The sequence below is a fragment of the Streptomyces sp. NPDC050997 genome (assembly GCF_040660135.1).
Classification (GTDB): Bacteria; Actinomycetota; Actinomycetes; order Streptomycetales; family Streptomycetaceae; genus Streptomyces.
On record NZ_JBFAGK010000016.1, the window covers coordinates 160,154 to 186,362 of the forward strand.

At 69.9% G+C, this 26,209-nt stretch carries 25 protein-coding genes and 2 pseudogenes; 12 read left to right on the forward strand and 15 right to left on the reverse strand.

Features of this window, described 5'->3' with window-relative positions:
• Window positions 1-5: 5 nt before the first annotated feature.
• Window positions 6-941, reverse strand: coding sequence for an MBL fold metallo-hydrolase (locus AB0H86_RS30835; protein WP_362445985.1), 936 nt, complete (start codon window positions 939-941; stop codon window positions 6-8).
• Between the two features lie 11 nt (window positions 942-952).
• Window positions 953-2,278: an MFS transporter gene (locus AB0H86_RS30840; RefSeq protein ID WP_362445988.1), complete on the reverse strand. Its 1,326-nt coding sequence runs from the start codon at window positions 2,276-2,278 to the stop codon at window positions 953-955.
• Between the two features lie 148 nt (window positions 2,279-2,426).
• Between AB0H86_RS30840 and AB0H86_RS30845 the strand changes: the two genes are divergently transcribed.
• From AB0H86_RS30845 to AB0H86_RS30855, 3 genes and pseudogenes are all read left to right on the forward strand, one after another.
• Window positions 2,427-2,633, forward strand: coding sequence for a hypothetical protein (locus AB0H86_RS30845; RefSeq protein ID WP_362445991.1), 207 nt, complete (start codon window positions 2,427-2,429; stop codon window positions 2,631-2,633).
• Window positions 2,620-4,010 (forward strand): annotated as a pseudogene (locus tag AB0H86_RS30850) (amidase). The gene AB0H86_RS30845 and the pseudogene AB0H86_RS30850 overlap by 14 nt, the downstream one beginning before the upstream one ends.
• A gap of 143 nt (window positions 4,011-4,153) precedes the next feature.
• Entirely contained in the window at window positions 4,154-4,780 is a 627-nt protein-coding gene (locus AB0H86_RS30855; RefSeq protein ID WP_362445994.1) for a TetR/AcrR family transcriptional regulator, read from the forward strand.
• Window positions 4,781-4,789: 9 nt separating this feature from the next.
• Here AB0H86_RS30855 and AB0H86_RS30860 read toward each other — a convergent pair whose 3' ends face one another.
• Together AB0H86_RS30860 and AB0H86_RS30865 are read right to left on the reverse strand one after the other, a co-directional pair.
• Window positions 4,790-5,050: a hypothetical protein gene (locus AB0H86_RS30860; RefSeq protein WP_362446156.1), complete on the reverse strand. Its 261-nt coding sequence runs from the start codon at window positions 5,048-5,050 to the stop codon at window positions 4,790-4,792.
• A complete protein-coding gene (locus AB0H86_RS30865; protein ID WP_362445997.1) occupies window positions 5,047-5,655 on the reverse strand; it encodes a TetR family transcriptional regulator in 609 nt (202 codons plus the stop codon). Before AB0H86_RS30865 ends, AB0H86_RS30860 begins: the two co-directional genes overlap by 4 nt.
• 475 nt (window positions 5,656-6,130) lie before the next feature.
• Between AB0H86_RS30865 and AB0H86_RS30870 the strand changes: the two genes are divergently transcribed.
• A complete protein-coding gene (locus AB0H86_RS30870; RefSeq protein ID WP_362446000.1) occupies window positions 6,131-6,316 on the forward strand; it encodes a hypothetical protein in 186 nt (61 codons plus the stop codon).
• Between the two features lie 83 nt (window positions 6,317-6,399).
• Here the strand turns inward: AB0H86_RS30870 and AB0H86_RS30875 are convergent, their stop codons facing one another.
• The 6 genes from AB0H86_RS30875 to AB0H86_RS30900 all read right to left on the reverse strand — a co-directional run bounded on the left by AB0H86_RS30875 (window position 6,400) and on the right by AB0H86_RS30900 (window position 12,080).
• On the reverse strand, window positions 6,400-7,221 hold the full coding sequence (locus AB0H86_RS30875; protein ID WP_362446003.1) for an alpha/beta hydrolase: 822 nt from the start codon (window positions 7,219-7,221) through the stop codon (window positions 6,400-6,402).
• Window positions 7,222-8,037: 816 nt separating this feature from the next.
• A complete protein-coding gene (locus tag AB0H86_RS30880; RefSeq protein ID WP_362446007.1) occupies window positions 8,038-8,496 on the reverse strand; it encodes a zinc ribbon domain-containing protein in 459 nt (152 codons plus the stop codon).
• Between the two features lie 98 nt (window positions 8,497-8,594).
• Window positions 8,595-8,963, reverse strand: coding sequence for an iron-containing alcohol dehydrogenase (locus tag AB0H86_RS30885; protein ID WP_362446010.1), 369 nt, complete (start codon window positions 8,961-8,963; stop codon window positions 8,595-8,597).
• A 78-nt stretch (window positions 8,964-9,041) separates the two neighbouring features.
• On the reverse strand, window positions 9,042-9,851 hold the full coding sequence (locus AB0H86_RS30890) for an N-acyl homoserine lactonase family protein (protein ID WP_362446013.1): 810 nt from the start codon (window positions 9,849-9,851) through the stop codon (window positions 9,042-9,044).
• A 7-nt stretch (window positions 9,852-9,858) separates the two neighbouring features.
• Window positions 9,859-11,268, reverse strand: a complete 1,410-nt coding sequence (locus tag AB0H86_RS30895; RefSeq protein WP_362446016.1) for an MFS transporter — start codon at window positions 11,266-11,268, stop codon at window positions 9,859-9,861.
• A gap of 50 nt (window positions 11,269-11,318) precedes the next feature.
• Entirely contained in the window at window positions 11,319-12,080 is a 762-nt protein-coding gene (locus AB0H86_RS30900) for an SDR family oxidoreductase (protein WP_362446019.1), read from the reverse strand.
• Between the two features lie 255 nt (window positions 12,081-12,335).
• Here AB0H86_RS30900 and AB0H86_RS30905 point away from each other — a divergent pair, with 255 nt between their 5' ends.
• Window positions 12,336-13,559, forward strand: a complete 1,224-nt coding sequence (locus AB0H86_RS30905; RefSeq protein ID WP_362446022.1) for an alpha-hydroxy acid oxidase — start codon at window positions 12,336-12,338, stop codon at window positions 13,557-13,559.
• 109 nt (window positions 13,560-13,668) lie between these two features.
• Here AB0H86_RS30905 and AB0H86_RS30910 read toward each other — a convergent pair whose 3' ends face one another.
• Entirely contained in the window at window positions 13,669-15,105 is a 1,437-nt protein-coding gene (locus AB0H86_RS30910) for an aldehyde dehydrogenase (NADP(+)) (protein ID WP_362446025.1), read from the reverse strand.
• 169 nt (window positions 15,106-15,274) lie between these two features.
• On the opposite strand from AB0H86_RS30910, the gene AB0H86_RS30915 reads away from it, so the two are divergent.
• The 5 genes from AB0H86_RS30915 to AB0H86_RS30935 all read left to right on the forward strand — a co-directional run bounded on the left by AB0H86_RS30915 (window position 15,275) and on the right by AB0H86_RS30935 (window position 21,485).
• Complete coding sequence (locus AB0H86_RS30915; RefSeq protein ID WP_362446028.1) at window positions 15,275-16,381, forward strand: alcohol dehydrogenase catalytic domain-containing protein; 1,107 nt, start codon at window positions 15,275-15,277, stop codon at window positions 16,379-16,381.
• Between the two features lie 43 nt (window positions 16,382-16,424).
• Window positions 16,425-17,231, forward strand: a complete 807-nt coding sequence (locus tag AB0H86_RS30920) for a fumarylacetoacetate hydrolase family protein (protein ID WP_362446031.1) — start codon at window positions 16,425-16,427, stop codon at window positions 17,229-17,231.
• An 82-nt stretch (window positions 17,232-17,313) separates the two neighbouring features.
• Window positions 17,314-18,087, forward strand: a complete 774-nt coding sequence (locus AB0H86_RS30925; RefSeq protein ID WP_362446034.1) for an IclR family transcriptional regulator — start codon at window positions 17,314-17,316, stop codon at window positions 18,085-18,087.
• 681 nt (window positions 18,088-18,768) lie between these two features.
• Window positions 18,769-20,763: a protein kinase gene (locus AB0H86_RS30930; protein ID WP_362446037.1), complete on the forward strand. Its 1,995-nt coding sequence runs from the start codon at window positions 18,769-18,771 to the stop codon at window positions 20,761-20,763.
• Between the two features lie 47 nt (window positions 20,764-20,810).
• A complete protein-coding gene (locus AB0H86_RS30935; protein WP_362446040.1) occupies window positions 20,811-21,485 on the forward strand; it encodes a hypothetical protein in 675 nt (224 codons plus the stop codon).
• Window positions 21,486-21,814: 329 nt separating this feature from the next.
• Here the strand turns inward: AB0H86_RS30935 and AB0H86_RS30940 are convergent, their stop codons facing one another.
• Window positions 21,815-22,159, reverse strand: a complete 345-nt coding sequence (locus AB0H86_RS30940; protein WP_362446159.1) for a hypothetical protein — start codon at window positions 22,157-22,159, stop codon at window positions 21,815-21,817.
• Here AB0H86_RS30940 and AB0H86_RS30945 point away from each other — a divergent pair.
• Both AB0H86_RS30945 and AB0H86_RS30950 read left to right on the forward strand, forming a co-directional pair.
• Window positions 22,127-22,309, forward strand: a pseudogene (locus tag AB0H86_RS30945) (IS701 family transposase); the annotation flags it as partial. The gene AB0H86_RS30940 and the pseudogene AB0H86_RS30945 sit on opposite strands and share 33 nt — an antisense overlap.
• A 36-nt stretch (window positions 22,310-22,345) precedes the next feature.
• Window positions 22,346-22,555 carry a hypothetical protein gene (locus AB0H86_RS30950; RefSeq protein ID WP_362446148.1) on the forward strand — a complete coding sequence of 70 codons (210 nt, stop codon included), beginning with the start codon at window positions 22,346-22,348 and terminating at the stop codon, window positions 22,553-22,555.
• A 76-nt stretch (window positions 22,556-22,631) separates the two neighbouring features.
• Here AB0H86_RS30950 and AB0H86_RS30955 read toward each other — a convergent pair whose 3' ends face one another.
• The 3 genes from AB0H86_RS30955 to AB0H86_RS30965 form a co-directional block, all read right to left on the reverse strand.
• Window positions 22,632-23,321 carry an aspartate/glutamate racemase family protein gene (locus AB0H86_RS30955; RefSeq protein ID WP_362446043.1) on the reverse strand — a complete coding sequence of 230 codons (690 nt, stop codon included), beginning with the start codon at window positions 23,319-23,321 and terminating at the stop codon, window positions 22,632-22,634.
• 124 nt (window positions 23,322-23,445) lie between these two features.
• Window positions 23,446-24,186 (reverse strand): AroM family protein, encoded by a 741-nt coding sequence (locus tag AB0H86_RS30960; RefSeq protein ID WP_362446046.1) that lies wholly within the window; start codon window positions 24,184-24,186, stop codon window positions 23,446-23,448.
• Between the two features lie 140 nt (window positions 24,187-24,326).
• Window positions 24,327-25,931, reverse strand: a complete 1,605-nt coding sequence (locus tag AB0H86_RS30965; protein ID WP_362446151.1) for an OPT family oligopeptide transporter — start codon at window positions 25,929-25,931, stop codon at window positions 24,327-24,329.
• Between the last annotated feature and the right edge of the window lie 278 nt (window positions 25,932-26,209).

Sequence of the window (26,209 nt, forward strand, 5' to 3'; positions counted from 1 at the left end):
CCGCTTCAGCCGCCGATGGGCGTGACCCCTGAGGGAGCCGGGGCCAGTCGGTACCCGCCGTCCTCGCGTCGCACGTGTCCGGCGGTCGGCGCCGGGAAGTGGCTCCCCAGCAGGAGAGTTGACGTACCGGCCAGTGAGCCGAGCACCTGGTTCCGGGTCCTGGCCGCGAGTTCGGGAGCGACGTCCACACAGCTGCAGAGCTCCGGATGCGCCATCTGGACCGGGTGGTGGATGCTGTCGCCGGTGACCAGTGCGGTCTCGCCACGGCTGCTCAGTTCCACCGCTACCTGCCCCGGTGTGTGGCCGGGGGTGGGCAGCAGACGGATGCCCGGCGCGACGTCCGTGCCCTCGTCCGCGACATCGATGAGGTCGAACAGACCTGCTTCCCGGACGGGATGGACCGAGTCCCGGAACATCTGTCGACGCGCCTCCTCCATGTCGACACCCGCCCAGTAGTCCCACTCGGTGCGTGAGGTGAGATAGCGCGCGTTCGGGAAGGTGGGCACCCAGGCGTCGCCCTCGGCACGCGTGTTCCACCCCACGTGGTCGGCGTGGAGGTGGGTCAGGACCACGACGTCAACGCTCTCCGGCGCGAAGCCCGCCGCCCGTAGCCGTGCTTCGTAGTCGCTGTTCAGGTTGTGCCAGGCGGGGTTGGAGCGCCGCTTCCCGTTTCCGATGCCGGTGTCCACCAGCACCCGCATGCCGTCCACCTCGACGGCGAAGCTGTGACTCGCCAGGCGCAGGACGCCTTGTTCGTCGACGAATTCGGGGCTCAGCCAGGGAGTCCGGCTCACGAGGTCGGTGGTTGCCCCGGGCAGCAGCCACGGACCGGTCTGGGCGGGCAGGACCACTTCGTCGATGCGTCGTACGGTGTGGTTGCCCACCGTCCAGGAAGAGGCGGGGGGAGTAGTGGACTTGGTCGTTTGCGATGAGGTGAACACGAAGACCTTCCTTACCTGTTATGGGTCGCGAGGACGGAGATGTCTGGGGCGGGTGTGTCCGGTGAGGCGGATGTGTAGTTGCTCGTTGCCGGGCGGGAGTGGGCGTCCGCAGACGGTGTCCGGCGCCGACTGCGCAGCGGCGCGGTCAGCGTCGAGACTGCGACGGTCGCCAGTACGGCCACGCAGCCGGCATAAGCCAGTGCTGCCGCACGCAGTCCGAAGCCGGCGGTGAGGGCGCCGGCGCCGATGGCGGGCAGACTCATCGCCAAGTAGCTGAGTACGTAATAGGAGGCGAGCGTGCCGCCCTTCTCCCGGGCCGGTACCGAGTCGACGACCGCGCGCAGCGCACCCTGGGAGACAGCTCCGAAGCCGAACCCGGCCAGCGCCGCCCCGGTGAAGACAAGTACAGGATCGGCGAGATAGAGGGCACCCAGGGTCAGGACGGCCGCCGGAATCACCGCGCAGCTCCCAAGAAGAGCGGAGACGTCGGAACGCATCCTGCGCGTGAAGTACACCGTCGGGGCGGCGACGGCCGTCAGCGTGAAGAAGACCAGGCCGCCGGCGTATTCGGGTCCGTCGGGGGAGATGAGCCGTGTGAAGCCCGGCCCCAGGGACGAGTAGAAGCCGCCGAGTGCCCAGACGGCGACGACGCCGGCGCCGTTGAGCAGGAGAGCGTGGGAGGCCGCCGACGGCAGCGCCAGGTGGGGCCGCGTCGAGCGCAGTGCTCCGGGACGGCGGCGGACGGTCTCGGACGTCGAGACCAGGGCGATGGCCTGCGCGGCGAACACGGCGATCAGGGCCGCGTACACCGTGATCGCCGGAACGGGGGCGAAGCGCACCATGAGGGTGGCTGCCAGGACGCCGGCCGCCATGCCCGTCACCGGCGCGATGCTGTTGGCCAGAGCGGGGCGCCCCGGCCGGGCGGGGTCTTCCAGGTCGAGGAGAGCCGCACCTGCTGCGCTGGTCGCCGCGCCGGTCGCGATGCCCTGCAGCACGCGGGCGCCGATCAGGGTGGTCAGGCCGTCGGCCGTCGCGAACAGTGCCATGGAGGCGACCTGGACCGTGAGCGCGCCCAGGAGCACGGGGCGGCGTCCGACATGGTCGGAAAGGGTTCCGGTCGTCAGCAGTGCGATCAGGAGTGCCAGAGCGTAGGCGCTGAAGACCACCGTGATGTCGAGGGCCGACAACTGCCACTGAGCCTGGTAGTGGGGGTACAGCGGGGTCGGCGCGCTGGATGCGGCGAGCAGCGCGATGAGGATCGAGGTGTGCAATGCGAACGGCAGGCGTCCGGATGGGGAGGTGCGGGGAGGCGTGAGGCCCGCGGGGACGCTCTGCATGAGGGTCCTTCCCGTACTAAAAGCGATTGGTTTGCTTTAAGGCACCGTAGATCCTACGATCAACTAAAGCAAATGATTCGCGTTTACGTTGGTCGGAGGTCCTGTACAAGCCCCGGCCCGTCGCGCCGCACAGATCCGGAAGGAAGCCATGACCAGCGAACTCACCCCCCAAGAGGCAGCCCGAGGGGCGCTGCGGGCGGGGCTCCCCCTCGGGGACGGCCGACATGAAGAAGTGGCCATGACGGCCAACTACATCCACTCCGTGATCAGCACGTTGCGCGAGCTCGATTTCGGCGAGACCCCTCCCGCGTCCTCCTACCGAGCCGGGCAGGGGAACGTCGATGCAACCGTTTGAGCTGTCGCTGGTCGAAGCCTCCCGTGCGGTGCGCGCACGGGAGTTGTCCCCCGTCGAACTCACCGAATCGGTGCTCGCCCGTATTTCCGCCGTCGAAGGACGGCTGGGCGCCTACGTCACCGTCGCCGCCGACGCGGCCCTGGCCGCAGCGGTCCGCGCCGAACGGGAGATCTCCGGAAGCGGACCGCGCGGGCCGCTGCACGGGATCCCCATGGCGCTCAAGGATCTGATCGACGCAGAGGGGATACCCACCACGGCGAGTTCGCACGTCCGGACAGGGCACGTGGCGGAACGCGACAGTCGGTGGCCGAACGGCTCGGCACCGCCGGGGCCGTCCTCCTGGGCAAGACGCACACGCACGAGTTCGCCTACGGCCTGACCACTCCGCAGACGAACAACGCCTGGGATCACAGCCGGGTCGCGGGTGGGTCGAGCGGCGGCTCGGCGGTAGCTGTCGCCGCCGGCGGGGCGACGTTCGCCATGGGCACGGACACGGGCGGTTCCATCCGGGTCCCCGCGGCCCTGAACGGCGTCGTGGGCCTCAAGCCGACCTACGGCCTGGTCCCACGCACAGGCGTGACCTCGCTGTCCTGGTCCCTGGACCATGTGGGCCCTCTCACCCGCACCGTCCAGGACGTCGCGCTGGTGCTGTCGGCGACCGCCGACCACGACCCGCGCGACCCGGCGAGCGTGTCCGGCCCCATGCTGGACCGCTTCCCGGGAGGCGACCTGCGAGGACTGAAGGTCGGCGTACCGCGGAACCACTACTTCGACCGGGTTACGCCCGAGGTCGAGGAGTCCGTACGCGGCGCGATCGAGCGGCTGGCGGAGCTGGGGGCGGAGCTCGTCGACGTCGAGATCCCGATGGCGCGCTACATCCAGGCCGTTCAGTGGGGGCTGATGGTTCCCGAGGCCACCGCGTACCACGAGCGGTCACTGCGGGCCACCCCCGACCTGTACACGGCGGACGTTCGCATCCTGCTGGAGGCCGGCGAACTCACCTCTGCGGGCGACTACCTCCGCGCCCAGCGGGCCCGCACCATGATGCGAGACGCCTGGGCTCGCATGTTCGACGGAATCGACGTCCTCGCCGCGCCGACGGTGCCGATGACCGCCGCCGAGGCGGGGCAGGAAGCCGTCGAGCGGGCCGATGGCACGACCGAGGCCGTGTCGGACAGCTACGTCCGCCTCTGTGCCCCCGCCAACATCACCGGCGTCCCGGCCCTCACCCTGCCGGTCGGTCACGACCACGCCGGACTGCCGATCGGAATGCAGTTGATGGCGCGCCCCTTCCACGACGCGACGGTGCTCCGTGTGGGCCGGGTCTACGAGGAGTCGGTGGCCGGCGCGGGGCGGCTTGCTCCCCTCGCTGCCTGAGGGAAGGCGGACGTTCCAGCCCGGCATGCGGTTGCGTCGCCGCAGGGGCGTCCACCGTGCTCGGGCGCCCGGATACGCAGCCCTGCGGGTCGCCGACGCCGGCCATCAGCTAGAAGCAACAAATTCGCATTAAGGTGGATCGCATGAGTCCCAAGCCCATGGCCCGCCCCGGCGGGCGCAGCGCACGCGTACAGGAGTCCGTCCATGCGGCGGTACGTGAACTCGTAGGGGAGGTGGGCCGCGACGCGCTCACAGTCCCGATGGTGGCCACTCGGGCGGGCGTGACCCCCTCCACGATCTACCGTCGTTGGGGCGACCTGCAGGAACTCCTGTCCGACGTGGCCGTCGAACGACTGCGCCCGGAAACGGATCCGGCCGATCTCGGAAGCCTGCGGGCCGATCTCGACGCGTGGGCGGAACAGTTCCTCGACGAGATGGCCTCGCCGCCCGGGCGTGCCTACATCCGGGACGCCCTGCTCGGCGATCCCGACGGCATCAATGCCGGTCAGTGTTCGGCGTATGCCGCAGAGCAGATCGACGCCGTGTTGGCCCGTGCGGTGCGGCGGGGGGAGCCGGTGCCCGAGACGGAACTGCTGATCGACCGTGTCGTGGCGCCGATCATGTACCGCATCCTCTTCCGCCCTGGCCGACTGGACGCCGCATACGCGCGTGAGCTCGTGACGAACGCCGTGTACGTCCTGCAGATCGAGGCCGGCGCTCGCCCCACCCAGGCTGCCGCCCCGCGGCGCTCGAAGAAACCCGACAGCTGACCACTTCGCTCATCGGGCGGTCTGGCCACCGGGCCGTGGAGGCCAAGTGGTTGGCTCGGTCCGGTCGGCGAGGGCCCCGATCAGCGGCGGGCCGCAGACGAAGCCGCCGTAGCCGATCGAAGTGATCACCCGACCCGGGCGGCCGCGTGGGCGGGATCGTCCGAGCCGGCGCTCAGGCTGAGGGGAGCCGAAGTGCTCCACCAGATGGTCGGTGATCGCGCCGGGCAGCCGGGGGACCTTCGCCAGCAGGCGGAAGCTGCGGTTGTTCACCTGCCCGGGCCGGCGACCGGGCCGAGCGTCTGCACGATGGCTGCCCGGATCTCCGCACGCGGTTCCCGTTCAGTGGACAGCAGCGTGTGCATGATCATTCCTTCCAGAAGGGCGTCGAGGCGGGCGGCGGCCTCGGGCCCGGTGAAGCGAACCAGCACCGCCCGGCTGGACCTGGTCCACTCCTGGGTCAGTGCGCGCAGCGCGGGATCGCGCAACGCGGCCAGGTGCAATTCGAAGCCGAGGACCGCGCTGCGGTGCCGGGACGGCCCTCCCCGCACCCGTTCCACCAGGACCTCGATCGGGTCCTCGCGCGAGGTCACCTCGGCGAAGAGCGCCTCGTACTCGGTGCTCCGCCGCTCGACGTACCGGGCGAACGCCCGCGTGCACAGTTCGGTCAGGCTCGCGAAGTGATACGTGACGGAGCCCAGCGGTACGTCCGCCCGGGCGGCCACCTTGCGGTGCGTGATCCCGGCGACCCCGTCCTCGGCGAGCACGTCCAGCGCGGCGTCGAGTACGCGCTCCCTGCGCCGTGGATCGTGGCGGCGGGTGCGTCGCCCCTCGCCGTCCGCTGTCTCCCGCCCTTCGGATGTTTCCTTCTCGCGCATAAGCACAGAGCACATTACGTAAGGAACGAATGTTCTTATCGTGTCGCTTGTCCGCGGGCGGACGACGGATCAGGCGGCGGTGAAGCCGCCGTCCGCTCCGGAAGAACAGTGCGTAGGACAGCGCGAGGAGCAGCATCCCGGCGGCGATCATCCTGTGCGTTCCGAACCGGGCGGCGAGCCGCCCCGCGAACGGCGCCAGCGCGCCGTTGGCGAGGCCCAGCGGGACGAAGGCACCGGCGGTCTGCAACGGCGACCAGTCCAGCACGTTCTGCAGGTAGAGCGTGGCGAGGAACGCGAACGATGTGTAGGCGCCCCACATGGCGAAGATCGTCAGGTTGGCGCCGGCGGTCGTGCGCAGGGTGAGGAAGGACAGCGGGACCAAGGGCCTGCGTGTGCGGGACTCGACCCGCACGAACAGGCCGAGCAGACCGGCCGCGGCGAAGAAGAGAACGAGGGTGCGGGCGGACAGCCAGCCGTGCGACGGAGCCTGGGTGAGGGCGTAGACCAAGAGCACCAGGGCTCCGGTGGCCGTCAGCGTGCCAGGAACGTCCATCTTCTCGCGAACGCCGAACCGGGCAGCCCCTCCGCGCAGGCCCTGGCCCTTCTCGGCTCCCTGTACGCCGACGGCAGGCGGAACCCGACCCGTTCCGCCGGACAGTGAGACCCGTGGCGCGCCCCCCGAACAGGAGGGTCCGTGCTCGCGGGTGTCGTCGGGCCGGATCAGCCGCTCGGCCGCCCCGCAGCTCAGGCTGATGCGAAACCAGATGTCAGGCAGGCCAACAACTGGCCGGGCGCGTCTTCCTGGAGGAGGTGGCCGGCGTCATCGATCCAGTGCAGTTCGGCGTGCGGAACGCGTTCGTGCAGCCACTCGGCGTACTCCGGAGGGAGAATGCGGTCCTCACGGCCCCAGAGGATCCGCACGGGAATCGACACACCGCCCAGCAGGTGCTCGTACGCGGCCGTGTCCGCCTGCCTGATCTGGCTGTATTGACGGTAGAACGCCGGCTGCCCTGCCTCCCCCCGCCACGGTGCGAGGAACGTGTCAAGGATTCCCGGCCGGAAGCCGGCGTGCGTGGCGTGCCGCAGATGGCTTGCGACCAGCGCTTCGTGGGCGTAGGCCGGAAGCTTGCGGAAGACTTCCTCGTGCTCCAGGAAGAGCCGGAACAGTCCCCGCTCCCACTCGCCGCCGCTCACCGCGTCGAAGAGGGTCAGGTCCCGGTAGTTCCTCTCCTCCAGCAGCAGGGTCCGCAGCGCTACCGCCCCGCCGATGTCGTGAGCCACGACGCTGGGGCGGGACAGTCCCCAGTGGTCGAGGAGCTGAGCGAAGTTCCTTGAGTGAGCCGCGAGGCTCAGGTCTTGGCCCTCGTGCTGCTCGGACTGGCCGAAGCCGAGATGGTCGAAGAAGAAGACCGTGCGGGTACGGGCGAGCGCGGGAGCGATGTCGCGCCACAGGAAGGAGGAGTACGGCGTGCCGTGCACCAGTACGAGTGGGTCTCCGCTGCCCAAGGCCCCCCACCGCACCACCCCTCCGGGTGTCTCGAATTCCTCGTCCAGCGTCCAGTCCACCACTTCTCTCCTCTCCTGCCTCGTGAGCACCACCTTCCACGCGGAGCGTTCTTCGATGCCTCAACAGCAAGAACCTGCCGCACTCCCTGAGCCTCGGGCTCGGCAGCTTCATCTTTTGTCTGGTCTTGTCTGGTCGGGTGGGTGGCGCCCCTCCGTCGGAGTCATCGTGGGGGAGCGGTGACGCTCATTTGACGCTCCGGACGTTCAGCAGACCGCCGAAGGGTCCCAGAAAGCTCACCTGACCTGCGCATTCTCGAGGCGTCTACCGATGCGACATTCTTCCGATGACTCATCATGTGGAGTGCGTGGCCATTCTTGAACCTGCAGCAAAGGGCCTCTGACCTGTGCGTCGTGGATCTGATGGGTCTGCTCGACCTCTTTCGGAGCCCCGAGCGGGTACACCGCGTGTGGAGTGCGGCGTAGTGCCTGAATCTGTTGGTGACGTGGCACTCGGATGAATCAGAGTTGGCAGCAGCCCGGCGTTGGCTGGAGTGGGCACGTGGCTTGACGTCATTCGGTTCGGGCTGCGCCGGGCTTTGCGGAGATCCGCCAGGCCAGGACTTCAGCCGGGCCACACCCCGCACGACGGACCGGTGGGCGAGCTGCCGGCGGCGACCGGGCGTTCGCCCACCGGTCCGCCGGGTGGGCGCTACGGAGATGCGTGCTGCCGGGTCCTCGGGACATCACCGGACGCACACCAGCCCGACCAGCAGCCAGAGATGGCTATCGGCGGGGCCTCTACGCCGCCGTCCCAAGACCGCGGTTCGGTGGAGGGCGGCGCTGGTCGTCGCGGACATCGTCTTGGGTGACCATGGCTCAGTCACCAGTCGCGGGGCGGCGGTCGGCCTTCCCTTGAGCGTGCCCATGCCCATGCCCGTGCTGGTGAGAGTGGCTGTGGCCATGTCCGGCACCTTCGGAGGGAGCGGGCACCGCGTCGCCCGCGCGCAGCGGGGCCGCTTCGTATCTGCCTTCGTGGGCGAGGATCGGTCGGCGGTCGCCCGCGAGTTCGGGGTGCTTTTCCTCCAGCTTCTGCCGGGACTCGGCGGTGCGCCGCAGGGCGGTGACGTAGTCACGGTCGCCGCGGTGGGTCCCCTTCCAGGTCTGTGGCATCCGCTCCGGCGGCGGTGGCACGGTGGCGGCGCCGCCGATGGCGACGGTGCTGGGGATCTTCCGGGTCGTGGTGCCGCACTCCGGGCAGCTCGGCAGCGGGGCGGTGTACGACTGGATCACCTCGAAGCGGTGCCCGGTCTCGCAGCTGAGTTCATAGATGGCCATCGGTCCTCACCTCACCAGAGGGACAGCGAACGGTCGAAGATTCCGGCGAGGTCGTCCTCGGTGACCGCGCCGGGCGGTGGACAGCAGCCGCTGCTGCTTCATGGCGCCTTGCACCAGTGCGGGGATGTCGCCTTGTCGTAGCCGACACCGCCGATGCCGTTGGGCACGCCGATGTCGCGGCCCGACGCCGGCGCGTGGTCGACCGCCTGGCGCAGGCTGACGTCCGTGGGCTCCACATGCACGCCCTCGAAGACATGGGCCTCGATGCCGAACGCGGACATCCGTTCGGCGATGCGGTGTGGCGCGCCGGTGGCGGTAACCCCGGCATCGGTGATCACGAGGACCCGGCGGGCCCCGTGCTGGGAGAGGCCGAAGCCGATCTCGTCGGATCCTCCCGGCCCGAACTTCAGTGCCGGGGCTCCGTAGGTGAACACGGACTCGGGTCGGGCCGGAACGGTGGTGCTCATACCCGTCCCTCCTGGGGGTCGGAGGAGGCCCCGGCGGCGCGGCGAGAGGGGCTCGCGGCGCCGGCCGGGTCCGGACGATCAAACGTAGAAGCCATTGGGGGCGAGCCGCATCGAGCGCAGTTGCTCGGCGTCGTGGCCGAAGACGACGGTGGCGTCCGACTGTTCGGCGATGCCGCGGATCTTCTCCACCGAGGCGTACCAGGCGGTCAGGTCGTTGACAATGGCGGCGGGAGTGGCGGGCGGGCCGTAGGAGTCACCCATGTAGACGGCGTCCGAGGTGAAGAGCATCGTCCCGGTCTCCGGCAGCTCGACCTTCATCGACATGGTGCCGGGGGTGTGTCCGGGGGCCTCGATGAGGGTGACACCGGGCAGGATCTCGGTGTCGCCGCTGACGGTGTCGAAGTCACCCGCCGCGTAGTCCGCCTTGAGATGGGCACCGTTGAAGGCGCCCTCGAAGCCGAAGGCGAACTCCTTCTCCTTCTCGTGGCACACCAGCTGTGCGCCGGTGCCGGTGAACATGCCGATGTTCCCGGCGTGGTCGAAGTGCAGATGGGACAGGACCAGATAGTCGATGTCCTGCGGCTGGACGCCGACCTGGGCGAGCCGCGCGTCGAGATACTCCTCGTCGCTCACCTGGTCATAGGGGAAGTACTCCTGCAGGCCGGTCGGAGCCCAGCGGGTCTCCCAGTCGCGGGGACAGCTGGTGTCCCACAGCAGGGTTCCCTCGGGGGTCTCCACGAGCACGCAGTGGGTGGTGCAGGAGTACCACTCCGGGGGCCGCTCGCGCTCGGTGTGCGTCCGCATCGTACGGCCGGCCTTGAGCAGCAGCCAGGTGAGATCGCAGCTCATGGCTCCGCAGCTCAGGACGTGGACCTTGTTCGCTGTCATGGGAACTTCACCTCCGGTCGGGACGGCCGTCGCCCGAGGCGGCGGCGGTCATGGATGACTTGGTCGTGAGGGACGTGGTCCGATCGGGCCGCAGGTCGCAGCCGCGGGATTCCCGGACGATGAGTGCGCAGACCAGTCCGGCCAGCGCCGCACCCACCCAGATGGTGGCGATCGGCCAGGAGGCGCCGTCGGCGCCGCCCACGAGTGCGCCCGCCACGAGTGGCACGAACCCCGCGACGACACCGCCGAGTTGGTAGCCGATCGACGTACCGGTGTAGCGGACGTCCGCCGGGAACAGCTCCGCGTACATCGCCGCCGTGGGCGCGTACATCCCCGCGTGCGCCACGGCGAGCGCGAGCACCAGGGCCAGCCAGGTGAGCCCGGTCTGGCCGGTGCCCAGCAGCCAGAAGAACGGGAAGGCGAGCAGGGCCGCGAATCCGGCGGCGGCCAGGAACACGGGGCGCCGGCCCCATCGGTCCGACAGCGCGCCGAAGCAGGGCACCGTCAGCGCCTCGGCCACCGCCGCGATGAGCATCCCGGTCAGCAGCACGCTCCGCGACAGATCGAGATGGGAGGAGCCGTAGGACAGCACGAAGACCGAGACGATGTAGAAGGGGACACCGGCCGAGACGTACATGCCGACGGTGAGGGCGATCGCCTTCCAGTGGTGGCGGAACGCCTCCACGACCGGCATCTTGCGCTCCTGCCCGTCCGCCTTCACCTGGGCGAACGTCTGGGTCTCGGTGATGCGCGAGCGGAGGAACATCCCGACCGCGATCAGCACGATGCTGAGCAGGAAGGGGATACGCCAGCCCCAGGCGAGGAGTTCGTCATCGGGCAGCGTGGAGACCAGCGCGAACGCGGTCGACGACAGCACCAGCCCCAGCGGCACGCCCATCTGCGGCAGGCTCCCATAGAAACCTCGCCGGTCCCGCGGCGAGGATTCCACGACCATGGTCACCGCGCCGCCCCACTCGCCTCCGACGGCGAAGCCCTGGAGAAAGCGCAGCGTGACCAGCAGGACGGGCGCCCAGATGCCGATGGTCCGGTAGCCCGGCAGCAGGCCGACGACGACGGTCGCCGCGCCCATCAGGAACAGCGTGAGCATGAGCGCGTTCTTGCGCCCCACGCGGTCCCCGAAGTGACCGAAGATCACTCCACCGAGCGGACGGGCGACGAAGCCGACCGCGAACGTGCCGAACGCGGCCAGAGTGCCGGCCGCCGGTGAGAAGTCGGGAAAGAACTCCGTGCCGAAGACCAGCGCCGCGGCGAGGCCGTAGATGTAGAAGTCGTACCACTCGATCGTGGTGCCGATCATGCCGGCCAGTGCCGTTCTGCGGATGGCGGCCCGGGACGCCTCGTGACGCTGTTCGGCTCTCGTGTCAGGTACTGCGTCGGTGACGGGGTTATGGCTCATGCGGGTGCGCTGCTCTCGTCTTGGGGAGTCGGGTGAACCCATCGACCGGGTCAGAGGGTTGGCACCATGCCGCCGTCACACCGCAGGGCACTGCCCGTGATGTACGCGGCCTGGGTGCTGCACAGAAACGCGGCGACGGCGCCGAACTCATCGGGTTCGCCGTAGCGCCCGGCCGGGATCGTGGCCTTGGACGCGGCCTCCACCTCGTCCAGTGGCCGGCCGGTGCGCTCGGCGGCGGCCTCGTCGATCTGCCGTGCCCGCGGGGTGGCGATGCGCCCGGGCAGCAGGGAGTTGACCGTCACACCGTGTGCGGCCACCTCGGCGGCGAGGGTCTTGAGGTAACCGGCGAGCGCCGCCCGCCCGATGTTGGACAGCGAAAGGTTCGGCAGGGGCGCCTGCACGCTTGTGGAGCTGATGCTCAGGATGCGGCCCCACCCCTTCTCGACCATGGCCGGCAGGGTGCCTCGCACCAGGATCTGCTGGGGTGTGACCAGCGTGGCGATGGCCTGTTCGATCCCGGTGGTGTCGGTGGCGCGGGCCGGTCCCGGCGCGGGGCCCGGCCCGTTCAGCACGAGGATGTCGAGATCACCGACAGCCTCGCGGGCGGCCGTGAGGAGTTGCTCCGCGCCGCCGTCCGCGATCAGGTCACAGCCCACGCCGACCGCGCCTGGCAGCTCCCCCGCCACCTCCTTGGCTCGCTCGCCCGACCGGCCCGTGACCACGACGTGGACGCCTTCCTCCGCCAGGGCCCGAGCGGTCGCCCGGCCGAGACCGGACGTGGATGCGCAGATGAGAGCAGTCTTGCCTGCCAAACCGAATTGCATGGCGCCTTCCTGGGTTGTCTGAAATATAAGACGCTGTCTTATATGCAAACCAGATGGTGCCCACAGGGGAGTCGCGCGTCAAGGCTTGACGCACGCCGAAGTCGAGAGTCAGACTCCGATTTCTCGGACAGCGTCCAATATCTCGTCGTTCGTCGAACGGCCATGGACACCCGCACATCGAGAGGCATGACCGTGACCGTCACTCAGTCCCCAACGCCATCCGCAGCCCGACAGCGGCCTCGCGTGGCGCGGCAGCGACCCCGGTGGTCCGAGCTCCGGGAGGTTCTGCAGCTGCGCCGGCCGACCCTCGACCCGGTCGAGCGGCGGCTCGGGGCCGCGCTGAGCATCGGCGATCTCCGTAAGGTGGCGGTGCGCACGACTCCGCGTGCGGTGTTCGACTACGTCGACGGAGCGGCCGACGCGGAGCTGACCGCGCGGCGGAACAGGGCGGCGTTCGCGGCGGTCGAGCTGGTGCCGGAGTATCTGTCGCCGGTCGACCATCCGGACCTGTCCACCCGCGTGTTCGACCGGGAGATCGCGATGCCGCTGATCTTCGCGCCGACCGGCTACACCCGGATGATGCACCACGAGGGCGAGGCGGCGGTCGCGCGTGTGGCCGCCCGCCACGGTCTGCCCTACACCCTGTCCACCGTGGGCACCTCGAACGTCGAGGAGGTCGCCGCGGCGGCTCCCGGCGGCGAACACTGGTTCCAGCTCTATCTGACCCGGAACGAGCGGCTCAACGCGGACCTTCTCGACCGCGCGCTCGCGGCCGGTTTCACCACCGTGGTCCTCACCGTCGACACACCGGTGGCGGGTCGGCACCCCAAGGACATGCGCAACGGCCTCACGATCCCGCCGTCGCTCACCCTGCGGACACTGTTCGACATGGCCCGCTACCCGTCCTGGGTGCTCAACAAGCTGACCACGGCCCCGATCACGTTCGCCTCGCTGAGCAGCATGCCCGGCGAGACGGATGTGATCGACGCCGTGCGGGTGGCCGACGTCGTCTTCGAACCGACGCTGAACTACGACCACTTGGCATGGCTGCGCGCCAACTGGCCCCATCGATTGCTGGTCAAGGGGGTCCTGAGCCCGCGCGACGCGCGCCGCGCCGTCGAGACGGGCGCGGACGGCGTGGTCGTGTCCAACCACGGCGGGCGGCAGCTCGACCGCACCCCGGCCACCCTCACGGTGCTGCCCGAGATACGCGAGGAGCTCGGACCCGACGCCACGGTGATCCTCGACAGCGGCGTCACTCATGGCCAGGACATCCTCGCCGCACGGGCGCTCGGAGCGGACGCCGTCATGATCGGCCGTGCCTATCTGTACGGCCTGATGGCCGGTGGTGAGCGGGGCGTGGAACGCGCCGTCACGATCCTGCGCGAGGAGTACTCACGCAGCCTGCAGCTGCTCGGCCTGAACGCGAGCGCCGCCATCGGGCGGCATCACGTCCGTACGCCGTGAGCGCCCGTACGGCGCGGTGAGCGTCCGTACGCCGTGAGCTCCCGTACGCCGTGAGCGGTCCGGGAGCTGGAGAGGGCCCGCCGGGGGAGGCGGGCCCTCTCGCCCGGTCTCAGGAGGCCCGCTGCGGAATCCCCAGCGGGTTGGCGTCGCGCAGTGCCGGTGGCAACAGGTGCTGCGGTACGCCCTGATAGGCGACCGGCCGCAGGAACCGGGAGATGGCCTCGGTCCCCACCGAGGTCGTGGCCGGTGCCGTGGTGGCCGGGTAGGGGCCGCCGTGCTGCTGCGCATAGGTGACCGACACGCCTGTGGGCCACTGGTTCCACAGCACACGTCCGGCCTTGGCGGCAAGCAGCCTGATCAACTCCGCCGCGATGGTGTCGTCGTCCTCGCCCTGGACGGCCGCGGTCAGCTGCCCGTCGATGACCTTGGCCACGTCGAGCAGTTCGCTCTCCTCCGCGTACTCGACGACCAGCGCGGTCGGCCCGAACACCTCCCGGATGAGCGCCTCCGGGTCACCGAGCAGTTCGGCCGAGGTCGTGCACAGCACCGTCGGCGACGGATCCGTGGCGGCGTGGTCGCCACTCACCAGGACGCGCACCCCGGCCGTGTCGCGCAACTCCCGTACGGCACTCGCGTAGGAGGTCCGGATGCGATCGTTGAGCAACGTCAGCGGCGTGTCCGGAACCGCGCCGGGAAGCTGGTCCACCAGCTTGGCCGACGCCGGGACCAGCAGGATGCCGGGCTTGGTGCAGAACTGTCCGGCACCGAGTGTGAACGAGCCGATGAACTCCGAGACGATCGCGGGCCCGCGCCGCTCGGCGGCGGCCTTCGTCACGAAAACCGGGTTGACGCTGCCGAGTTCACCGAAGAACGGGATGGGCTCCGGGCGGCCGCCCGCGAGGTCGAAGAGTGCCCGGCCCGCCTCGGTCGATCCGGTGAACGCGCCGGCCCTCACCCGCGGGTCCACGATGGCGGCCCGTCCGGCCTCCGTCCCGAAGACCACGTCGAAGAGCCCCTCGGGGGCGCCGGCGGACCGCAGTGCGTGGTGCACCACCTCCGCCGTGGCGGCCGAGAGCCTGGGGTGGCCGGAGTGGGCCTTGACGACGACCGGGCAGCCCGCCGCCAGCGCCGAGGCCGTGTCCCCGCCCGCCACGCTGAACGCGAACGGGAAGTTGCTCGCGGCGAAGACGACGACCGGGCCGAGCGGTTCGAGCACCCGGCGCAGATCGGGCCGCGGGCCCATCGGCCACGCGGGGTCGGCACGGTCGATCGTCGCCCCGAGGTACTCGCCCCGCGTCACCACCTGGGCGAAGAGCCGCAGCTGGAACACCGTGCGGACCATCTCGTTACGCAGCCGGGTCTCGCCGAGGGAGGTCTCCTCGTCCGCGATCACCACCAGCTTCGGCGCGGCCTCCTCGAGTGCGGACGCGACGGCCTCGAGAAATGGGGCGCGGTCGGCCGGCTGTAGGCGGCTCCATTGCTCGAACGCGCCGGTGGCGGCGTCGAGTTTCCGCGCCAGCGCCTGTGCTGTCGTCGCAGCGGTCATCAAGCATGCTCCTTGCTGATGTCTTAAATATGAGACGTAATCCCATTCTCAAGACACGGTGGCATGCGTCGGTGTCCTCGTCAACGTCCTTGACGGCCGCCGAGACGGACTCACATACTCAACCCGTAAGACGGCGTCTGAAGTTTCGTACACAGTGAGGCGTGACTCCATGAAGGCAGCAGTACTGCATCGGCCTGGTGTGCCGTTGACCGTCGAGGACGTCGGGCTCGACGACCCCGGACCGGGCGAGGTCACCCTCCGCGTGCTCGCTGCCGGTGTGTGCCACAGCGATCTGCACTACATGAACGGCGACCTCGACGTCCGCCTGCCCGCGGTGCTCGGGCACGAAGGGGCGGGCATCGTCGAGCAGGTCGGGGAGGGGGTGACCCGGGTCCGCCCCGGCGACACCGTCATCACTTTGTGGCGCCCGCGGTGTGGCGACTGCGAGTTCTGCACGACCGGCCGCCCCGCGCTGTGCGCGCTGGGCCGGGTGCAGGCGGCCTCCGGCGGCCTGCTCGACGGGACGCAGCGCCTGAACCTGAACGGCGAGAAGATCCACCACCTCATGGGGGTCTCCTGCTTCGCCGAGAAGTGCGTCGTCTCCGAACGGTCGGTCCTCGCGATCGACCCGTCCGTTCCGCCGGAGATCGCGGCGATCTCCGGATGCGCCGTGGTGACCGGGGTCGGTGCGGCGCTGAACGTCATGAAGGACGCCACCGGAGAGGGTGTCGTGGTCATCGGCGCCGGAGGCGTCGGGCTGAGCGCGATGATGGGACTGCGCCTCGTCGGCGCCGATCCGATCGTCGCGGTCGACACGGTGGACGCCAAGCTGGAGAAGGCGCTCGAGCTGGGCGCCACCCACACGGTCAACGCGCGCACGCACCGCCTCGCCGATGAACTCACCAGGATCTCGCCACGACCGATGGCCTGGTCGCTGGACGCGGTGGGCACGCCTCAGACACTCGCCCAGGCGATCGAGGTCGTGGGCACCGGCGGGACCGCCGTCGCCGTCGGCCTCGGCAAGGTGGGCGCCACCGCGTCTGTGCCCATCAACCCCTTGGTGCAGCAGGAGAAGCGGCTGATCGGCAGTCTCTACGGCTCGGCCAACACACCGGTCGACATCCCCAAGCTCATCGAACTGTTCAAGACCGGCCGTCTGCCACTCGACAAGCTGCTCGGTGAACAGTACGAGCTGTCGGCGATCAACGAGGCCTACGCGGCGCTCGCGGAGGGGGCCACCGGCCGTGCGGTGATCGTCCCCGGTCATAAGCCGTGAGTGCGGAGCGGCTCACCAACAGGCCCGGTTATAGGGGAGATTGATGAACAAGGACCTGATCGCAGAACTGGGCCGACGACTCCGGCAGGCCGGCGGTGGAGCCACCGCAGTGGACTACACCGCAGTGGACTCCGCCGCGGTCGACTCCGCCGTGGCCGATCGGCTCGACGACCTCGAGATGGCCTATGCCGTCCAGGGCGCGACCCACGACCTGGCGGTCGCGGCCGGTGAGCGGGTGATCGGCTACAAGGTCGGCCTCACGTCACAGCCCGCACGAGACACGTTCGGTGCGGTCGAGCCCGCCGCCGGCCACCTGCTCGCCGGCAGGCTGCTCGAGGAGGGCGAGCCCCTTGTCACGGCTGGGCTGTTCGACCCGAAGGTGGAGGTGGAGATCGCATTCACCCTGAGCGAGGCGCTGCCCGGCCCGCTGGTGACCGCGCAGGACGTGCGCGACGCCACCGCCGCGGTCGCCCCGGCCTTCGAGATCGTCGACAGCAGGTGGCGCGGCGGCGCGCGGACGCTCCCCATGCTGGTCGCCGACAACACCAATGCCGCCCGCGCGGTGCTGGGGCCCCCGGTCACTTCACCGGTGTCGGCGGATCTGTCGAAGATCACCGCCACACTGTCGACCGGCTCTCGAACGGTGCCGGGGAGCGCAACCGCCGTGATGGGCGACCCCGCCGAGGCGGTCGCATGGCTGGCCGGACACCTGCTGCGCAGCGGAAGGCGACTGGAAGCCGGGGACATCGTTCTGAGCGGCACCCTGTGCGCCCCGACGGCGATCAGCGCCGGCGACCGGCTGGTCGCCGACCTCGGCGAGCTGGGCAGAATCGCCCTCGACGTCACCTGACCATCGGATGGGAGATGTACCCCCGCACAGGATGTCTGATATTTTGGACGTCGTCTGTTGGTAAGTGTGCTGGGAGGTCATCGTGACGCGTCTTACCGCTCCGGCCCTTCGCCGGGGCCTGGACATCCTGGAACTGCTCGTCGACCAGGATGAGGGGCTGCGGGTCCCGGAGATCACCCAGCACCTCGGCCTGCCCCGTGCCACCACGCACGAACTCGTCAACACACTGGCCGATCGGGGCTATGTGACGGTCTCCAAGGAGTCCGGACGGGTCGCGATAGGGCTCAGCGCCCTGCGCCTCGGCGCCGGCTACGAGCGCGGACTCGACCTCGCTACCGTGGGCCGTGAGTGTGCCGTCGAGGTGGCGCGGGCATGCGGCGAAACGGTGCAGGTGGTCGTACGGGACGGCAGATTCGCCGTGTTCATCGTGCGCATCGACAGCAAGTACTCGGTCCGGTTGGTGTCGCAGGTGGGAAGCCGACTGCCCGCGTCCTGCACCGCGGGAGGAAAGGCGCTGCTGAGCGCGCTTTCGGCCCAGGAACTCGATGAGCTGTTTCCGAACGACAAGGCGTTGCAGCAGATGACATCGAACAGCATCTCCACACGGAAGGGACTGCTGGCCGAGGTCGAAGCGGCCCGCGAGCGAGGCTGGACCGAGGAGTACTGCGAGTCCAATGACCACGCGGCCTGTGTCGCAGCCCCGGTCTACGACCGCCTCGGCAACTGTGTGGCGGCCATGAGCATCTCGGTGCCCACCCCGCGGTGGAGTGACACGGAAAAGGATCACTACGTCGAGTTGGTCCTCGACGGGGCAAGGGCGATCGCCCGCCGCCTCGGAGCGAGCGAGCCGTCGTGAGCCGCTCGTTCATTCGGCCTCCGCGCTCACGGTGAGCCGTCGGCGGACCGCCAGCCTTCCGCAGGGCACGACGTGAACCACGGCAGGTACTTGTGAGCGCCACTGACCTGCCGTTTTTGGGGCGGTACTGGGACGACGGATGCGTCTCCTCGATCCAGGCCCGCACAGCGGCAGGTCGTCTTGACGCTCAGACGACGCTCGTCTGATGGCCGCCAGTACAGCGGCGACCGGACGAGAGGGCACACTGTCTCAGCGGTCGGCAGCCGCGTGGTGGACCACTGGCGCGGATTCAGCGACGCCGTCACGGAGCTGGCCGCCGTTCGTCAGCGCCGGGAGACCGAGGGCACGGCCTTCGAGGACATCTGGCGCGGCCAGTGACGGTCGCCTGCGCCCGTTCGATGCGCAGTCGCCCGTCCCTCCGACCGGCGGCACCACCGGCCGACCAGCCCGTCGGCCACGGCAGTGTTCGTGCGTGCGTGGAAAAACCGGCTCGCAACCACCACACAGTTCCGCTCCGCTGCACAAACGACCACTCTTGTCTCTGTTGCTTGAATTAACGTCAGCGATAACGGTTGCAGAACTGTGAAATTTCTCGCGGTATTGGATCTCTTCCCGCTGGAAGAATTCCCATCGGGTGCCTCATTCGGGGAGTCTCAGTACGACTGAACGCCAGGGGGAAGTGTGGCAGGAGCGACCGATCGCGACGGGTGGAACGTCGAATGGGATGACGATTCATGGACCGTCCCCGGCTATATCGATTTGAAGAAACTGGGCAAAGGTGGTGGCGGTCGGGTAATGATCGCCCGCCATACCGCGACCGGCCGGAACGTCGCGATCAAGTACCTCAATGAGGAACTGTGTTCGAAGACGGAATTTCGCACTGCCTTGCGAACCGAGGCCCGGCTTCTCAGTGGTCTGACATCGCCTCATGTGACGCGGCTCTACGAGTACGTCGAAGCCGAGCAGGGCGCGGCCATCGTCATGGAATTGGTTTACGGCGCCGCACTCCGCGCGCTGCTGAAGAAGGGGCCCACACACCCCGAGGCCGCACTCATCGTGCTGAAAGGGTCCTTGCTCGGGCTGGCCGCCGCGCACGGCGTCGGCGTGGTGCACCGCGACTACAAGCCCGAAAACGTGCTGGTGAACTGGGACGGTCGGACCAAGCTGGTGGACTTCGGAATTTCCGCGCGCACCGGCGACCGCCACGACAGGCGCGGCACCCCTTCGTACATGCCCCCGGAGCAGTGGAAAATGGAGGCCGCTACCCCGGCCGGCGATGTGTACGCGGCGACCGCCACACTCTACGAGTGCCTGACCGGCGTGCGTCCGTTCGAGGGGCCGGCAACATGGGACTTCCAGCGCCAGCACGTCGAGGAGCCGGTGCCGATGGACCGGGTGCCGGAAGAGGTACGCGGGCTGATCCGGCACGGCATGGCCAAGGATCCGGCGCTCCGGCCCCCGAGCGCTTTCGACTTCCTGCGGGATCTGGAGTGGGTGGCCGAGAACGCGTACGGATCCGACTGGGAGGAACGCGGCCAGAGCCGGCTGGCCGCGGTGGCGGCGGCCCTGGTGCCGCTGGCGATCTCACGCCTGGACGCTCGTCTGGTGGGCTCCTCGGCCGAACTGGCCCACACCGTGCTGACCGCACGGCGCCGCAGTCGGCTGCGCAGGCGGGGCGATGTGCTCACCGGCGCGGCCGCCGTGGCGGTGGCGGGGCTGCTGAGCCTGACGACCAGCGGCTGGGCGGGCGGGGCCGAAGCGCACACCGCTGCTCACACCCAATCCGTCACCAGGCTCGACGCACGGAAGGACACCGGCTCGGCGAAGGAGACGCGGGGCACCGAGCACGGCCACACGTCCGGGTCGGTTTCGGACTCCGACACATCTGGCACATCTGGAGCTCAGGGCAGCAGTGGCCACGGAGACGGCGGCGCCGGCATCGCGCCCGCCGATGGCGGCACCCGTTCCGACTCGGGTTCCGGTGGTGTGGCGGGGGACAGCGGCACGGACTCCCGGACCCACACGGGTGATACCGGCTCCGACGAGGAGAAGGGCAGTGGGCACGGCGACACCGGGACGATCACCGACGGGGACACCGGCACGGAGGACGGGACCGGCAACGGCGACACCGAGGCCCACGGCCACGAGGACACCGATACCCAGGCCGACGCCGACCACACGCACGAGAACACCGGCACGGAGGACGACACCGACCACAGCGAAACGGACTCCCACGACGACGGGAACACCGGCGAGGGGAACGGCGGGACGGACAACACCGGCACCGATCATGTCGGCGGTGATGGGGGCATGGACTCCCACACCGGGACCACAGGCGATGCCGGATCCGACCAGGGGAGCACGGGCACCGGAGGGAACACGGACCGGGGTGCGAGGGACGGCCACTCGGACGCGGGGACCGGCGACGGTGAACCCGGGTCATCGGGCGGCACCGGGTCCGGCAAGGGCGTGAGCTCGGGCGGTGACACCAGCACCGGTGCCGGTTCGCATGAGATTTCAGGCCTCAGCTCCAGCACCTTGTCACTCAGCACCACCAGCCAGAACAGCACCGACTCCGGCAACTCCGCCGTCGGCGGCGGCACCGGTTCGGCTTCGACGTCAGCTGTGACCCCGCGGCAAGGGGTTCCGGAAGGGGTGGAGGGCGAGCCCGGCTGATGTCGGCCTACCGGGGTCTGTGAGAGCGAGCCGAACGGAGGGCGAGGATGATGGACCGCGGCGAGCGCCCGGTGGTGCCGTGGGAGTTGACGGATCCGGATCTGGGGCCGACCTTGCAGGACCCGGATGTGCAGCCGACCATCAGGGACGTCGACGACGCCACCTACGTTCCGACCGTCCTCGACGCCCACTGGACCAGTGCCGAGCCCGCGCCCGAGTCCGATGTCCTGCATTTCGGACCGGGCGTCCCGCCCCTGGGGCTGACGGACACCGCCGTCGACGTCTGGCGCGGCACGCCGAAGCGCAAGGGCCGGCAGGAGCCCCGCGGTCGACTGCACTGGCTAGGCAGATACCGCCTGGCGGCGGCCGTCCTGGCCATCGTGCTGGCCTGGTTGCTCTGGCAACGGCAGACGGCGGATCTGCGGATCGCCCAGGTGACGGCGCAGACGAGCAGTGTCCTCGGATGCGACGGAACAGCCGAGGTGGTAGCGGTGGTGAAAACCAATGGGGCGGCCGGCGCGTTCACCTACGAGTGGAACCGCAGTGACGGCACTTCCTCGGGCCCGCGCGAAGAGCGGCTGGGCAGGGGGCAGGACGAGACGCGCCTCCGCCTGCAGTGGACCTTCCACGGCAAGGGCACCAGCAAGGCGACAGCGCGGCTGGTCATCGAGTCCCCCAGCCGGCACACGGCGTCCGCCTCCTTCGCCTACACCTGCCGCTGATCCTGCTCGGCCGGCCGGACAGGATCAGCGACCTCCAGGCCGCCCGGCCCCAGGCCGAACCGCCGTCGTGACGACGGCCCACACACGGTGGCCGTCCCCTCCCTTCAGCCTCGTGCGCTGAAAATGCCGTAACTCCGTCCGAGGGAAGTCTCGTTGGCCGACTGCGAAACGTCCTCACCGTACGAGGGAGTGACGACTCGTGCAGACCCGGCGGCGTGGCATGCCACCGCGTGGCCTACACGGCGGCCGTCGCCGCCACTACCGCGGTCAACTGCGAAGGACAATCGACCAAGACCGCGGAATTCCGCCCGCAACCTGCATGACCAACTTCATGGAGCGTCGCCCGAGCCCCTCCGACCGGCACGCCAGCTCGGTGCTGGAAGCTGCCCCGTTCGCCAGTGTGCGAACTTCAGGAAGCACGCGTCCGGGGAGAGGCGCCACTCGTGGGAGCGGGCGGGTTTTGAACTGAGCTGTGAAACCTGTTCCAAGCGGTCCATCTGGTCCAGGAGCTGCTTGTTCACCCGGTATTCCTCGTGCCGGGTTTCCAAGCGCTTGTACTGGACGAGGACGAAACTGTGCGTGGGGTGGTGGTAGTAGATCGTGTCCGTGCCCAGTCGGCTCTCGACCTGGGTGGCACTACCCGCGAACTCAAGCACGGCCTGGGTCTGGACCACTTCGAGGGACGCTCCTGGCCCGGCTGGCACCAGCACGTCACTCTCGTGACCGCAGCCCACGCCTTCCTCACCGAACAGCGCCTGGCCCCAAAAGCGCCCGGACCGGGCTCACCCTCTACCAAGTCCTCGACGCCCTCCAGGACGTCCTGAGGTGCTGGACCGGCGTCTGCACCACCTGCCCGGCGCATCAACACCCAGCTCAACCGGCAGGAGTCCCGCCACTACCTCGCCCGGAAGATCTTCCACGGCCAGAAGGGGCGAGCTCAGGCAGTAGTACCGAGAGGGACGAAGCGGCCGGTGCGGCCCTGCGCTACATCCAGAGACACCCCGTCCTCCTTACCGCATTCCTCGGCCGGAACCGGCCTCGAACTCGGCCCATCGGCGTCTAACCCGTAGTCGAAGATCAGCAGGGCTGAGGCAAGCGGGGAGAGGGATGACCACGGGGGAAGGCGGCACCCGCCGCGTCGGCCGCTCAGCGGGTCCGGGTGTACGAGGCCATCAGGCCCGCGGCGAGCACCGCGTCGACCACGGGGACCGCCAAGAGGTCTTCGAGCCGGGGGCGGATGCCGATCGTGGTCAGGCCGGTACAGGCCAGCAGCAGGGTGTCCGCTCCCGACTCGACCAGGCGGGCCGCCGCCTCCAGGACCGCCGGGGCACCGTGGGGCGCGCGGAGGTCGGTCGTACGGCGCACCTCACGCGGGCGCACGGCACCGGTGAAGCGGTCACCGAGAACCGCGCGTACTCCGGGCGGCGCCTCGTCGGTGATGCCAAGTACCCCGATGCGGGTACCGAGGCCGAGTGACACCGCGGCCGCCGCCGCACCGGCACCGAGCACCGGTACGTCCACGGCCTCCCGGGTCCGTTCGAGGGCCGGGTCCGCGGCGCAGCTGATGATGATGGTGTCGGCGCCCTCGGCGGCCATCTCGCGGGCCAGGGCCACGATCTTCGGCTCGGCACAGCGCTCGGATTCCTGGTCGTGGATGCCGTACGGCTGCCCGGGGATGCACCGGGAGAAGGTCGGGAAGCCGTAGTGGCGTTCGAGGAGGCGGCCGTGTTCCGCGATCGCCGTCGGGTCATCGCTGGTGAGGACCCGGATGATGCCGACGGTCGGCACGGCCGGCATGGGCGACGGCCCTGACGCGGACGACGGCGTGGGCTGCATACTCTGTCACTCCTCAAGCTGGTGCGACTACGACGGTCCCGGCAAGCGCGGTGGCCACGGCCAGGGCTACGGCGGCCGGTGGAAAGCGTGGCGACGGCCCAGGAGGTCCGGGCCGGCGTCGCTGTCAGCCGAAGGCGGCTACCGCCTCTGCGGCCATCCGCACTGCCACCGCCCGCGCCAGCAGTACGGGGCGGGCCGCCGCTCGCGCCGCCGTGCGCCGCATCTCCTCGGTGTAGCCGATGCAGTCCAGGACGAGCCAGGAACAGCCGTCGGCGGCGAGCGCACGCGCGGCCTCGGCGACCTCGGCGAGAGCGCGTTCCCGTGCCGCGTACGGGTTGGCCCCGGCGGCCCGTACCGCACCGGGTAGTACGTCCGACCAGCGGCGGGCCACGTCCTCGGCCTGGTCGGGGTGCGGGCAGACGATCCCCACCGGGTCGGTCCCGACAAGGGCCGCGACAGCCCGTTGCACCAGCGGCTCGGCGAACAGCAGCGGCCGGGTGGACGCGACGGCGGGGAAGCGGCCCGTGCACAGGACGAGCGTCGCGGCGGCTCCGTCCCGCTCCGCGCGGGCCACCGCCTCCTCCATCCTCGGGACCAGCGCGGCGTGCCCGAGCAACACGGAGCCTCCGTCACGCAGCCGGGAGACCAGGGGCGCCTCGCCGGGCTCGGGGGCCAGCATCCGGCGGGTCCCGGCCTCCGCGTCGCCGTCGAAGCGGTCGTCGTCGAGCGCGCCGTGTTCGACCAGGCGTAGGCCTGGCAGCAGCGGTTCGGCGTCCGGGCGCAGATCGGTACGCGGGGCCTGACCGATGGTGACAAGGCCGAGAGCCGGTGTGTTCGGAAGGCTTCCGCTGTCGGCGACGTTCATGACCGTTCCTTCGCGTGAGTGGTGAGCCGGTGAGCCGGTGAGCCGGTGGGCTGGTGATGTCCGCGCGTGACAACGGTCGCGTGACCGCCGTACGGGATGAATGCCGTGAGCGGTCGGCGGCTCCGGCGGGTGGGACCTGCCTACAGGGCCTTCGTCAGTTGCCCCACGTCGTTCAGCGAACTGCCCGCGACCAGCCCGGCGCCGACCAGTGACAGATCGTTCTCGGCCTGCTCGTCGGACTGCTCGCGCGCCTCGGGATCGGTCAGACCCCGACGGCGCCACACCGTGTACCCCTGCCGGATGACCAGCGCGGCGAGCACCATCCAGCCGGCGTTGGGGGTGGCCACGAGGAGTCCCGTGGCCAGCAGGACGCCCATCTGCCGGGACGATCCGCCGAGGAACTGCACCAGCGCGCCGGGGATGGCCCAGAGCAGCATGGTCTGCATGGTGCCCGGGTCGAGGCCGGTCTTGATGGTCGTGACGTACACCTCGGAGACCGGCGGAACGCGGCCGTCGGAGAAGAACGACTTCCAGGCGACGGCCACCACCACGAGAGCCACGGCGAAGCCGACGAGCTGGGCCAGATACTGCTGGCGCCGGCCGTCCAGCTCGAACACCTTCCACGGCACGGCGCCTCGGCGCAGCAGCCAGCCCGCCTTGAAGTCGTAACCGAGGTCGGCGAACGCGGGACCGGTGGAGGCGGTGTAGCCCACCAGGAGAGCGAGCGGCACGGTCGGGATGTCCAGGACCAGACCGACGATGAGAATGATCAGGGTGACGGCGAAGGCCGGGAACCATCCGGAGTGCATCGCCGCCAGGCCCACGATGAGCTGGTGCACGAGGCCGGCAGCGCCGGCCAGCACCACCCAGCCGATCAGGCCGGGCACGGACATCCCGCCGGCCACACCGCCCGCGATCGCGACCACGACGGCGCCGCACAGGAAGAGCACCATGCCTTCCAGCAGGCCGCGGCGGAGCTGCGGGGTCCCGACCGTAAGCCCCTGAGCGTCGTCCGTCGGTCCGTCGCCGGCCACCGGGTCCGCGCCGACCGAGCGGTCCTTGCCACCGCTCCTACGGTTCCTCATCAGCAGCAGTGCCTGTACGAGGGCGACGAGCCCCGCGCCGATCATCAGGCCGTGCGGCACATGCTCGGCGGCGAGGTCGACGTGCAGGACGTCAGGGGCGTACTGGGCGACGGTCAGCCCGATGCCGAACATCAACAGCGCCCAGATGTTGCCCAGGAAGCCGACACCCGCCGCGCTGGTGGGCAGCTTCAGCAACGCGCCGACCAGGCCGACCAGCGCACTGGCGCCGAGCACCGCGGCCTTGCGCCCGCCGCTGTCCCCCGCCTTGATCGTTTCAGCCGCCGCGACGCCCGCGGGCCAGGAGTTGGTGGCGGGCAGCAGCGAGGAGTCGAACACCCGGAACAGCACCCAGCTGTCGACCGCCAGCCCGATGGCGGCGCCGCCCAGCATGGGCCACACCAGGTCCGTACGGCCCAGGGCGAAGGGCACCGCGATGGGCGTGAGCAGGGAGTTGGCCGCGGCGAACGTGGAACCGGAGACCGCGGACTGCACCAGGTTCTGCCGGTGCTGGGAGCGCATCCGCTTCATCATGCCCACCGGTATCCGGCCGATCAGCATCGCTATCAGCGCACCGATGACCGCTGTGTTCGGGGACACACCGAGCGAGGTGATCAGCACGATGCCGATCAGGGCACCGAGGACCGACACCACGATCGTGATGAGCAGCGTGATCGGTTCGAAGGCGCGCGGGTGCCTGGCCGGTGCCCCCGTCGTGTCCGACGGGTCGGCCGAGCCGGTGGAGCCGGTGGAGGCGGTCGAGCTGCTCGGGTTCAAGGGGACTCCAGAAGGGACGGCGCGGCTGTACGGGGTCGCGGCAGTGCGTCCCGCGCGTACTGCCGCGCGGCTGTGGTGCGGGGAGCGCTGGTCTTCCGGACCGTGGTGCGACATCGCCAGGGCGGTCCGAGGAGCGGGTGGGGTCAGGCCCTGGCGCCGGTCCG